9 protein-coding genes are annotated in these 12456 nt (G+C 36.4%); 1 reads left to right on the top strand and 8 read right to left on the bottom strand.

Going from position 1 to position 12456, the window contains the following annotated elements; genetic code table 11:
- Positions 1–114 precede the first annotated feature (114 nt).
- Together FH508_RS04310 and FH508_RS04305 are read right to left on the bottom strand one after the other, a co-directional pair.
- Positions 115–1635 (bottom strand): CoA-acylating methylmalonate-semialdehyde dehydrogenase, encoded by a 1521-nt coding sequence (locus FH508_RS04310; RefSeq protein WP_173477961.1) that lies wholly within the window; start codon positions 1633–1635, stop codon positions 115–117.
- A gap of 22 nt (positions 1636–1657) precedes the next feature.
- Positions 1658–2551 carry an NAD(P)-dependent oxidoreductase gene (locus FH508_RS04305; RefSeq protein ID WP_173477962.1) on the bottom strand — a complete coding sequence of 298 codons (894 nt, stop codon included), beginning with the start codon at positions 2549–2551 and terminating at the stop codon, positions 1658–1660.
- Positions 2552–2781: 230 nt separating this feature from the next.
- Here FH508_RS04305 and FH508_RS04300 point away from each other — a divergent pair, with 230 nt between their 5' ends.
- Complete coding sequence (locus tag FH508_RS04300) at positions 2782–3399, top strand: TetR/AcrR family transcriptional regulator (protein WP_173477963.1); 618 nt, start codon at positions 2782–2784, stop codon at positions 3397–3399.
- Between the two features lie 239 nt (positions 3400–3638).
- Here FH508_RS04300 and FH508_RS04295 read toward each other — a convergent pair whose 3' ends face one another.
- The 6 genes from FH508_RS04295 to FH508_RS04270 form a co-directional block, all read right to left on the bottom strand.
- The gene (locus tag FH508_RS04295; protein ID WP_173477964.1) at positions 3639–5648 is read right to left on the bottom strand and encodes a putative bifunctional diguanylate cyclase/phosphodiesterase; all 2010 of its coding nucleotides are present in this window, start codon (positions 5646–5648) and stop codon (positions 3639–3641) included.
- A gap of 54 nt (positions 5649–5702) precedes the next feature.
- Positions 5703–7859 (bottom strand): RNA degradosome polyphosphate kinase, encoded by a 2157-nt coding sequence (locus tag FH508_RS04290; protein ID WP_173477965.1) that lies wholly within the window; start codon positions 7857–7859, stop codon positions 5703–5705.
- Complete coding sequence (locus FH508_RS04285) at positions 7825–9402, bottom strand: Ppx/GppA family phosphatase (RefSeq protein WP_173477966.1); 1578 nt, start codon at positions 9400–9402, stop codon at positions 7825–7827. The genes FH508_RS04290 and FH508_RS04285 overlap by 35 nt, the downstream gene beginning before the upstream one ends.
- Before the next feature lie 163 nt (positions 9403–9565).
- Positions 9566–10468 carry a chemotaxis protein gene (locus tag FH508_RS04280; RefSeq protein WP_173477967.1) on the bottom strand — a complete coding sequence of 301 codons (903 nt, stop codon included), beginning with the start codon at positions 10466–10468 and terminating at the stop codon, positions 9566–9568.
- 69 nt (positions 10469–10537) lie between these two features.
- A complete protein-coding gene (locus FH508_RS04275) occupies positions 10538–11860 on the bottom strand; it encodes an MFS transporter (protein WP_173477968.1) in 1323 nt (440 codons plus the stop codon).
- Positions 11861–12062: 202 nt separating this feature from the next.
- The gene (locus FH508_RS04270) at positions 12063–12383 is read right to left on the bottom strand and encodes a winged helix-turn-helix transcriptional regulator (RefSeq protein ID WP_139860730.1); all 321 of its coding nucleotides are present in this window, start codon (positions 12381–12383) and stop codon (positions 12063–12065) included.
- Positions 12384–12456: the final 73 nt, after the last annotated feature.

Genomic DNA, 12456 nt, shown 5'->3' with positions numbered 1-12456 from the left:
TGCAGGCAGTTACTTTCTGCTATCAAGCAGCGGGAGTCGCCGCCTACAGCTCCCTTGATGTTTGTTATAAAAAAATATGAAGTTTACTTAAGGGATACAACTTTTTCTTTAGCATTAATCGTTATTACTTGGGAAAGCAAATGTAGATGCTGAGGAAGCATTACTAGTCATCCAGCGTTCTGATATTGTTTTAGTTTTTGTAAAGAAACGTGCCTGATCTGGTCCAAACATATGCCCCTCACCGAAACGTGAGCCTTTAAATCCAGCAAAGTTATGGTAGCCAACAGGAATTGGAATTGGTACATTCACACCGACCATTCCTACATCAATCTCTGTTGTAAATTTTCGAGCTGCAAGCCCATCATTTGTAAAGATCGTGACACCATTTCCTAGCTCGTGCTCGTTAATAAGCTCGATTGCTTCTTCTAATGAATCAACACGTACAACATTTCGAGCTGGTCCAAATACTTCTTGTTCATAAATTTCCATTCCAGGTTTTACATGGTCTAATAATGTTGGTCCTACAAAGAACCCTTTTGATTCGTTAACGATAGCTAGCTCACGACCATCACATACAACAGTTGCCCCTTGTGATTGTCCTTTTTCGATTGCAGCAAGAATTGCTTCTTTTGATTGTTGTGAAATAACTGGACCAAAGTCTGTATCTGCATCTGTGTAAGCGCCTACTTTTAATGCCGTAATTTTTTCTTTTAATATCGCTACTAAACGATCTGCCGTTTCTTTACCAACAGGCATAATTGTAGAAATCGCCATACAACGTTGTGATGCAGCCCCATATGCTGCACCGATAAATGCATTTGCAACTTGCTCTAAATCTGCATCGGGCATTACGACCATATTATTTTTACCACCACCTAAAGCAGTGACACGTTTCCCATATTTTGACCCTGTTTCATATATATATTTAGCAACAGGTGTTGACCCTACAAATGAAATCGCTTGCACAATAGGGTTTTCTAAAAGCTCATTCACTGCATCTTTATCGCCATTGACTACTGTCCAAATACCATCTGGCAATCCAGCCTTTTTCCAAAGCTCACTTACATATAAGGCTGTCATCGGTACTCTCTCTGAGGCTTTTAATACAACGGCGTTCCCTACAGCAATAGCCATACTTGTTTGTGCTAACGGCACCATAATTGGGAAATTAAATGGAGAAATTGCTGCTACAACGCCTAATGGATACTTGGCTGAATAGGCATTAATTTGACCACCGACGTTAACAGAGTACTCACCTTTCACTAGATGAGGAGCACCAATTGCTAAATCCACGGACTCTAGCCCTCGTGTAATTTCACCTCTTGCATCTTCAATCGTTTTACCACTTTCCGTACAAATTATTTGTAATAATTCTTCCATATTGTCTGTCACTAAATTACGGAACTTTAGTACAACCTCCGCACGTTTGGATACAGATGTATCACGCCATTTAGGGAATGCTTCCTGCGCTTTAGCAATTGCCTCACGTGTCTCTTCTACCGTTGCTAGCGGAACTTTCGCGATGACATCACCTGTTGTAGGATTATAAACCGAACCATACCGACCGCTTTGCCCCTCAATCATTTCTCCACCGATAAAATGCGTTAATGTTTTCACTTCTTGTGCTGTTGTCATAATTGTTTTCCTCCTTTAATGTTTAATGTTGTTTAATAATGCATTTTTCCTTCAAACTTAAATAAGCTGCAGACATATCGTTCTCACCATAGCCTTCCGCTGCTATATCATTGTAAAGATGGACTAGCTGTTCGCCTATTCGAAGAGGGACACCTGCTTCATCAGCCATATTTTTAGCTAGCCTTAAATCTTTTAGTAATAAATTCGTAGAAAACCCAGGCTCATAATTTTCATTTTTCATGTATTCTAAGTAATTACGTTCGTAAATACGACTTTGACCATAGCTATTACTTAATACTTCGTAAAGTGTATTAGCTGAAATCCCCATTTTTTCTCCGAGGACAATCGTTTCCGCTACAGCCTGCGTATAAAAACCAATCATTAAATTGTTAAGTAACTTAATACGTGTACCGATACTAGGTGATGTACCAAGGTGATAGATGTTTTTTCCAACTATTCCGAAAATTTTTTCACCACTTTGATAATCTTTTTCTTCTCCACCAACCATTATTGTTAAAGTTGCATTTATTGCTCCAATAACGCCACCACTTACAGGAGCCCCAAGATAACGTAAATCAAATGATTGCGCTTTCTTATGTAGCTCATCATTTAGCTCAGGATTTACTGTACTAAAATCAATTAGCAGGCTGCCTTGCTGAGCATTTTGTAAAATCCCTTCTTCTGAGGTGAAGACATGTTCAACGACTTGCGGTGTAGGTAAGCTTGTCATTATAACATTACTGTGCTGAGCAAGTTCTTTCGTTGTTGATAGACCAATACCACCTTCTGCAATAAATTGCTCCATTGCTTTCGTATTCGTGTCAAAACCGTACACTTCATAACCAGCACGAAGTAGATTAATCGACATTGGTAACCCCATATTGCCTAGGCCTATAAAACCTAACTTCTCTTTCATTTGAGTCCCCCATTTCCTGTGATTTGCATAATAAGTGCTGATACACTAGCAAACTTTACGTTTTTATCGTAACATTAATAGCGAGATACTCTCGATGACCGCAGTCACTGACTTCGGTCACTTAAATCATAAACAAACTTAATAGAGCGCGTCAATTAAATTTTTTATATTTTCTGAATAAATTTGATTTTTATTATTATAGAATATTTTATTTACGGAGGCAGAAGGGCATGAATTCGTTAACTACACGCCAAAAGAAGGCATTAGAAACAAGGGAAAAGTTACTCAAAACATCATTAGAATTATTTAATAAGCATGGCTATGAGCATGTGTCTGTTGAACAAATTACGAAAGCATGTAACGTATCAAAGGGGACATTCTATACACATTTCCCATCTAAATATGATGTTATTTTGGAAAAGTTCGAGGAGCTTGATAGTTTTTATAGTACAGTTGAAAAAAAAATTGATCAAACATTATCAGCAAATGACAAAATTCTTGCGCTTTACAAGGAACAAATGTTGTATTTGACGAATGTTGTTGGCAAAGATTTATTACGAACAGTCTATTCTGCCGCAATGACTAATCAAGTTGAGCAAAACCATTATTTAATTAGCCCTCAGCGCAAAATCTTCCAAATAATTAATCGCTATATTGATGAAGGCGTGCAGCAAGGAGAGTTTGTTAACGAACTACAAGCGCAACAAATGCAACAAATTATACAGCGTTGTATGCGCGCAAATGTTTATGATTGGTTAATTCATAACGAGGAATTTGATTTAGTGTCAGAAATGGCAAACTTCACAGCGATTGTATTAAATGGCATGAAGGCATATCCTACAAAATAACCAAAATTATAAAAAGAGCACCTCGATATTTTCGAGGTGCTCTGTGTGTTGACAGAAGGCATATAGTTCATGCTCTCTATTTTTTAATTAGTTGATTGGCGCGGAGGGTGGGCGACTCCTGCGGGAACAGCACAAAACGTAAGACGCGGGCATTCCGCACGTTAGCGAGGGTTGCGGCTTACGTTGTGCCTGCGGAAAGCGCCCGCCCATAGCGGAAATCAACGGCAATGTAATATCAATTACCCTACAAAATATTGTGCAACAATCGTTTCAACAGGCAAAGGTTTATTGTATAAGTAGCCCTGCCCTTTTTGACAACGATGACGTTTTAAAAATGCTACTTGTGACGGTTCCTCAATGCCTTCTGCTATTACTTCAAGCCCTAAATTATGAGACATGGAAATAATTGCTTTAATAATCGCCTCATTTTTATCATCCTTTTCGATATCAGCAATAAACGATTGGTCAATTTTTATAATATCGATTGGATAACGTTTCAAGTAGCTAAGTGATGAATAACCCGTACCAAAATCATCTACCGAAACATATACCCCTAGCTGCTTCAGTTCCGTTAGGATTGAATATGTTTCATGAACATTGGTCATTGAGCTTTCAGTAATTTCTACTTCAATTAACTGTGGTGCCACATTATATTTCTTTAGTGTTGCTTTAATCTTGCGAGCAAAGTTTTCTTTTCTAAATTGTTTTGGCGATATATTTATCGCGATTCGGACTGGGCGATAGCCTTTCGCACTCCATTCTTTTTGATAGCGACAAACCTCATTAATAATCCAATCACCAATTTCAACAATTAAGCCTGTCGCCTCGGCAATTGGTATAAATTGCGCTGGGGAAACAAAACCAAATTTACGATTATTCCATCGTAATAATGCCTCAAAGCTATTAATGCTATTATCATTTAAATTCATCTGTGGTTGTAGATGGATACTTAGCTCATTAAACTCGATCGCACGACGTAAATGAGCCTCCATCAATGCCTCATTTGGAAACACATTTGTCATATCATCACGATAATAGCGATAATGTGAACGCCCATGCTCCTTAGCCGAAAATAATGCTTGATCGGCTTTTCTCACAAGCGTTTCTATATCCTTGCCATCAGCTGGACTTAACGAGATACCGATTGAAACACTGATAAAATACTCTTGTTCATCAATCATAAAAGGCTGTTTCAATGAGTCTAATATTGAATTCGCTAATTGCTCGATTTTGTCAATTGTTGCATCCTTTAGAATAAAAATAAATTCGTCACTATTATAACGATATAGTGCGCATTTTGCGTAACAAAGTTCACGAAGTCTATGACTAAACATCCGCATTAGCTCATCACCCTTGCTTTCACCAAGGGACTCATTAAATTTTTTAAAGCGATCTATATCTACTAAAATGATTGTTGCTTGCTGATGCTCATTTTGATTATCGTTCAAATGCTGTAGCCAATGCTCTTTAAATGCTCTACGATTCCAAATACCTGTTAGTTCATCCTTTAACGCTAAATAATAAAAGGCATCATGATCATTTATAAACGATTTCGGGTCTTTTACAAAAAAATGAACTCCTATTATTTCACCGTTAAAATAAGTTGGATGGATACGTAAATAAAATGGCTCGCTACTTAGTAAATTACGCTTAAATAAACATTTAGGCATGTCCAATGTAGCGCCCTCAATCGATTTAGCAAATAATAATTGTACTTCGTTTACATAGTTGCACTCTAATAATGAAAAAATATCAAGTCCTATTAGACTGTGATGTTCTCTCGACAATACAGACGTAGCAGCGACGTTTTGATGGATAATATGACCTTGTAAATCAGTCGTCAGCACAGGACATACATGTTGTTCAACGAATTGCAAATAAGGCTTCGTATCCTTCTGTTCTTCACGTAAAATAACAGCTATCAGTGATGCCTCCAATTGCTGTACACTTACAGCAAATGTTTTTTTCATTTGCTCTGTCTCTGAATAAAGCTCCATCTTACGCGCAATGTTAAATTCTTGTTGCACGATTTTCAATAATTGTTGCCAACATTGCTTAGTAAAGAATTGGTCTGCTTTCGTTGCTTTCACATCCTGCAACACTGATAATGGGAGTTTATCGTTATAGTGAACTATTTCAAATTCCCCATTATTAGCTTTTTTCAAGCATATAACTGCATCAAACGGATTAAGCATTGCCATCTGTCGATAGTTTGCGAATTGCGCTACATTATCTCTATATTTTTTCATTATATCCCTCTCTAGGTAGCGTGTTTACTCTAAGTCGTCTAGTACGCTTATTATTTATTCTTCATCTAGCGTAGGCTTTAGAGCATCCTTTAAGAAAATTTCCTGACTATTAATAGGGTCTTCGCTTCGATCAAATTCTTTATAATGATACTTTCCATTGGAATCTTGAATACGAGCCTTTGCTGTATCCTCAAGTTGTTTGTTCATAATATCCATAATACGGGCTTTTGCTTCAATTGAATAGACAGGGAAAAGAATTTCAACTCGTTTTATCATATTTCTTGTCATCATATCTGCTGAAGATAAATACACTTTATTTTCACCATTATGATGGAACCAATAAATCCGTGAATGTTCCAGGAATCGACCAACGATGCTTGTGACGGTGATATTGTCACTAATGTTCGGTATACCTGGCCGTATACAGCATATACCACGAATAATAAGCTCCACTTTTACACCAGCAATGGAGGCTTCGTAAAGCTTCATCATTAAATCCTTATCCGTTAATGAATTCATTTTAGCGCGAATAAACCCATTACCGTATTTCTTATGACAGCTAATTTCTTCATCCATTAAACGGATAAATTCATCACGAATATCGAATGGAGCAACGACTAAATGATTAAAAGTAGGCTTTTCCGTATAGCCACTTAAATAATTAAAGAAGTTTGTTGCATCGATACCAAATTCCTTATCAGACGTTATAATGCCCATGTCCGTATAAATTTTGGCTGTGGCATCATTATAATTTCCTGTGCCAAGATGTACAAAACGTTCAATTTTTCCATTTCGACGACTCACTACTAGCGTTATTTTAGAGTGTGTTTTTAAATTATTCATACCGTATATAACAAGACAGCCTGCTTGTTCCAGTTGCTTCGCCCAATGTACATTATTTTCTTCATCAAAGCGGGCTTTTAGCTCTACTAAAACGGTCACCTGCTTACCATTTTCAGCCGCGAGTTTTAATGCTTGTATTATTGGGGAATTACCACTAACCCGATACAATGTTTGCTTTATTGCTAATACATTGGGATTGATAGCGGCCTCTGAAATAAAGTCCACAATCGGTGCAAATGACTCATATGGATGATGGAAAAAAATGTCCTGTTGTAATGCTTTCTCAAAAATATTTTCATCTGATTGTAAATCTAAAGGTGGCTGCGGGATAAAGCTTTCGTACTCTAAATGTTCTCGTCCTACAGAAATACCTTTCACAAACGAAAACATAAATGTTAAATCCAATGGACCATCAATATGAAAAACATCGTTCTCTTCGATTTCAAATTCTTCTAATAAATAAGCAAGGACTTCTTCATTCATTTCTCCGACGCGTACTTCAAGGCGACTGCCGACTCCCCATTTGCGTTTCTTTAACTCTTTTTCAATTTCCACGAGTAAATCGCGTGCGCCTTCTTCATGAATCGTTAAATCCGCATTACGTGTTAAACGGAACGCCTGTGCAGATTTAACACTGTACCCATAAAAAAGCTTTTCAATATGGGCAACAATAACATCCTCAAGAAGCACAATAACCGTTTCTCCCTCAGCACAAGGTACTTTAATATAGCGATCCAATACAGATGGTACTTGCACTATTGCCACTTTTTCACGGCTTTCAAAATCTGTTTCATCTTGTTCCAATAGTACAAGTAAATTTAAAGTTTTTCCAAGCAATGTTGGAAATGGTCGATAAGCGTCTACTGCAACAGGTGTGAGTACAGGGAAAATTGTCTCAGCAAACATTTCATTAATAAATGCTTTTTGCGTACTATTTAAATCCTTCATGTCCGCAATATGTACATTATGCTGTGGCAATAAATCATATATTAAATGTCTGTATACTTCTGTTTGGCGACGTACTAAAGCTTGTGTACGCTCAGCAATTTTCGCTAATTGTTCTTTTGGTGTTAAGCCTGATTTATTTTCAGGTTTATGAAAGCCTGCACGCACTTGGTCCTGTAGCCCTGCTACGCGCACCATAAAAAACTCATCTAAATTGGAGCTAAATATCGCTAAAAACTTCAGACGTTCCAGCAGAGGATTATTGACATCCTCTGCTTCTTCTAAAACACGCTCATTAAATGCCAGCCAGCTTAATTCCCGATTATTATAATATTGAGGCTTTGCAATTTCTTCGAGTAAACGGCTATGTGCTTCTGAAAATTCATCTTCATGTAAGCGGTTGTTCGTTACTTCCGTTGTCATCTTGGTTCCACCCTTCTTCAATGAAATTTACTTTAATTGGTGTTTTTAGAGCACGTTCTAAATGTTTTTTATGACGATTGGCTTGATATTTTTCAGCAGCCGCATTTTTTTTAACATAGATGTTTAACTGAACAAAATTGTCCTTAGGTTGCAGTTCAATCGCATGCACGATATTTCTCTTTGATACATTTAACGCATAGACAAATTTTAACAATGAACCGAAATCACGCATTTTACGATATTCTTCGCGACTCATCCATTCTATAAAAGGTGCAGCAAATCGTTGAAAATAATCTTTATTTTTATATGATGCTAAAAGTGCAAGTTTTAGTCGTTCTTTATGGTTTAAGCCATCAATGGATTGATTGGCAACTAAATAAAAGGTATGTTGACTCGCAGAGCTTAACTCGATATATTCCCCGATATTAAATATCTTTGCTGCCTTTCTCAACAATTGCCAATCTGACTCGTCAAATTGTAAAAATTTTAAATGACAACACTCACGGTATAATTGGTCTGCTAGGTGCATTAAATAATCAACTTCTTCCTCAGAGCGACCATACTGCCTAGCTAACCTTCTAGCGTTTCCCTCAAACACATTATACTTATCAAAAGCATTGGCATCCTTTTGCAAAATACGATGGATAATAAGCCCTTCTCGTAAACCTTTTTTCGTTAGTTGGAACACTTCACTACCAACAATGTCCATAAGTACGCGGAACACCTCTAAGGCAGGTACAATAATATCTGCGCGGTCTGTCGATAATCCATCTAAGTGTTTTAATTCTTGAAAGCTTAAACTTCCTAAAAACAAACTAAGCTGATCTAAATCACCTTTAGATATTTCGTAACCATGCACACTGGCAATGGGATATTGATGTCGTTGCTGATGAACTTGCGCAATATTTCTGGCACTGCCACCAATCGCAATAATCGGTAAGCCGACTTGCTGAATCCAAGGAAGTGTTTTAAATTGCTCTTTCACAAATGCAATTAGTTCTTTCTTTTCACTACTATTCATAATGTCACCTTTAACGAAACGTTGCTTTAACGACACCGTTCCAAAAGGAAAGCTGAAAGATTCAATCAGTTCTTTATTTTTAAACAATGTTATTTCCGTACTTCCTCCACCAATATCAATGGTCACAGCAGAAAGTGTGCCAATGGAATGTGCTACAGCAACATAACCGAAATACGCCTCTTCCTCCTCAGACAACAGCTCTATTTGTATACCAGTTCTCTCTTTCATTAACGCTATTATTTGTTGTCGATTCGTTGCTTGACGAATTGCAGCGGTCGCAGCAGCTTTCACATCCACAATTTCAAAATCATCGAGCATTGCTTTAAATGTTAATAATGTTTCTGTAAGTACTTGTATACCTTCTTCTGACATGTCACCAGTTGGTTGCAAATATGTACGTAAACGTGCAACCGTTTTAATATTCCCTAGCTCTCTAAGCCCTTCTTCATTATCATACTGATACAGTACTAAACGAATCGTATTCGAGCCAATATCAATAATAGCCGTTTTCAATTCATCCAAATAATCACTTCCTTTATAGAACAATCGGTAGTCTCATTATTTTGTGTAAGTAGCCCCTTCATTTATACAAAAAAGTCGGAACCTAAAAGGTATCCGACTTTCATTTTTTATTAATATTTCAGGATACCAATTATTATAATTGTGAAGTTCCTTTTCACTAGCTTTATAAAATAAGTTGATCAACGCGTAAAATAAGCTCTGCAATTTCGGGTTTACTAATTTGGTCCTCTGCCCCTACTTGATCACCTTTATGGCGAAGATCATCTGTAATTAAACTAGAGAAAATAATGACTGGTAGCTTTTGTAAATCGGGATGCTCTTTAATTTTGCGTGTAAGATGGTGACCATCCATTTGTGGCATTTCAATATCTGTTACTACTAATTGAATGTGCTCAGTTACATTACTGCCACTTTTCGCCAATGTTTCTAAGTATTCATAAGCATCACGGCCATTTTCAAAGAACTCTACATTCTCGTAACCGGCTTCCTTCATCGTATCGAATAATAACTTACGTAATAATGGTGAATCCTCAGCAATTAAAATGCGTTTTTCTGAGCGTTCACGTTTACCAAGTTTTTTTACTGACTCTACACTTATACCCGAATCAGGGTTAATATCAACCATAATTTTCTCGAAATCTAGCAATAAAATCATTTGTTCGTTTTGCTTAATCACACCAATGACTTGTGAAGTACCACCCTGATACATATCTGAAGGTTTTTCAATTTGATTCCAAGAAATACGGTGAATTTGTGTTACGTTATCTACATGGAAAACAACTCGTTGTTTATTAAACTCAGCAACAATATATTTTTGTTGTGGATTACGTTCTGCGCTTTGTATCCCTAGTACTCGTAGCATGTCTACTACAGGTAGTACTTCGCCTCTTAATTGAATAATTCCCTCTACATGCGGGTGCGCGTGTGGAATAAACGTTACTGGAATCGGTTGAATAATCTCTTTTACTTTAATAACATTAATACCGAATTTATTGTTAGCTACTTCAAATTCAACGATTTCTAGCTCATTTGTGCCACTTTCTAATAATATGCCTTTATGTTCCAAAGCAACCCCGCTCCTTTCTATATCAACATCAAATAATAATTCAATTGTATCATAGGCGATACAATTCTCCTATCTGGTATTTCCATTTTTATCATTTACTTTTAGATGAACCAATAGACCAATAACCGTCATCAAAATTAATGTTGATAATGCAACGCGGCTTGCTAATGTACCGTAATCTTTCATCCATAATGTAACCGTTCCATATACAGCTGGTCCGATTATCGATGACACTTTACCAGAAAAGGCAAATAGGCCGAAAAACTGCCCTCGCTTTTCATCTGGTGATAGCTCAATAATATATGTTCTTGATGTAACCCACATTGAGCCTAATGAAATCCCAAACATACTGCCAGCAATCCAAAACATCCACTGTTCTGTCGCAAAAACAGCAAAGGTTAATGCAATAATCATTAATACGGCTACAATGGTAATAGCCCGCTTAGCGCCAATTGCTTTCGTAATATAACCGAATGCAAGTGAGCCAATAATTGTCGATACAGTGGAAACTAAATATAGGATAATAAATTGACCTGAAGAAAACCCTACAATAGTCGTTGCATAAACAGCCATCATCGCTATTGTTGTCGCAATTGCATCATTTAAAAAGAAATAAGCAATCATAAAAGTAAAAATTGCTTTATGTTGCTTCATATCCTTAAATGTAAGAATAATTTCTTTGTATCCTTCAAAAAACTTAGCCGTTTTACGCTGTTCCTTCGGTATCGGCGTATCTTTATTAATAAAGAATAATGGTAATGAAAATAACAAATATAAAATTGCTGTTGGAATAAACGCACGGTGGAAATCACTGTTTCCTACATATAAATAAACAAGAAGTCCAAAAATAGTTCCTAAGTAACCAATTGCGACACCATAACCTGATATTAATGGCATTTCTTCTTTTGTTCCAAGATCTCCCATCATTGAATCATAAAATACGAGACTCGAATTAAAGAAAAATTTCGCAATGACAAAACTTGCAACGACTAAAAATAAACTGAGCGGTACACCTGAATAATTTGTTGTTGTCTCTAAATTAGCGAAAACACCCATCATAAAGGTAAATAAAATAGAGATTGATGCGAACCATACAATGAATCGCTTTTTATAGCCTGTTTGATCTATCCATACTCCAAAAAGCGGAGAAAAAACTACCAGAAAAAAGCTTGCTAATGCATTGGCATATGAAATAAATGTACTTGCTACTTGCTGCATGACTTCATTCGTACCTAAAACTTCGTCCATATAAAAAGGGAAAAAAACTGTATTAATATTTGAAGAAAATATCGTATTAGCAAAATCGTAAAACGCCCATGATAGAATTGGCAATGATAAATAGAGTGCTAGCTGACTGCGATGCTGTGTTTCCCCTGCTTGCCTCTGTTTCATTAAATCCCTCCTTTTCCTTTATATAATATTAAATTAATTCCTACTTGTATTAAAAAATACCTTTTGTTTAATAAAAATTAATATTATTTACAATATAACAAACATACCTATTAAAAGACCATAAATTGGTTAATCCTTTACTAAGCCATTTTAAAAGAAAGAAAAAAAGATATTCAAGCCCCTCGCTTGAATATCTTTTATATTATTCCTCAGCAATAGTTACCCATTTACTAGACCATTGTTCAATTTCTTTTAGAACGGGTGTGATGGCATATCCTTTTTCTGTAAGCTCATACTCAATAACAACTGGTGTAGAAGGAATAACGGTACGTAACACGATTTGCTCGGTCTCCAACTCCTTTAATCGCTCCGTTAATACCCGACTACTAATATTCAACTGATTTTTAATTGTTGAAAATCGTTGTGGCCCATCAAGTAACTGATAAATAAGTAATGTATTCCAACGATGATTCAATAGCATAAGTGCTTTTTCAAATCGCGGACAAATATTTTTTTGATTCAAATTACTCCCCCCTTTATTACTAGTTCCTATAAAAGATTATATCATTTTTTAAAAATCAGTTCTTAAAATCTAC

The organism is Lysinibacillus sp. CD3-6, from assembly GCF_006351725.2.
Taxonomy (GTDB): Bacteria; Bacillota; Bacilli; order Bacillales_A; family Planococcaceae; genus Lysinibacillus.
Note: the sequence above shows the minus strand (reverse complement) of the source record. Positions and strands in the feature narration are given on the sequence as shown.

Excerpts from the sequence above, each read along its gene's own strand:
- FH508_RS04305 (WP_173477962.1), bottom strand. The coding sequence starts at position 2,551 with ATGAAAGAGAAGTTAGGTTTTATAGGCCTAGGCAATATGGGGTTACCA.
- FH508_RS04290 (WP_173477965.1), bottom strand. The coding sequence starts at position 7,859 with ATGACAACGGAAGTAACGAACAACCGCTTACATGAAGATGAATTTTCA.
- FH508_RS04275 (WP_173477968.1), bottom strand. The coding sequence starts at position 11,860 with ATGAAACAGAGGCAAGCAGGGGAAACACAGCATCGCAGTCAGCTAGCA.
- FH508_RS04310 (WP_173477961.1), bottom strand. The coding sequence starts at position 1,635 with ATGACAACAGCACAAGAAGTGAAAACATTAACGCATTTTATCGGTGGA.
- FH508_RS04300 (WP_173477963.1), top strand. The coding sequence starts at position 2,782 with ATGAATTCGTTAACTACACGCCAAAAGAAGGCATTAGAAACAAGGGAA.
- FH508_RS04295 (WP_173477964.1), bottom strand. The coding sequence starts at position 5,648 with ATGAAAAAATATAGAGATAATGTAGCGCAATTCGCAAACTATCGACAG.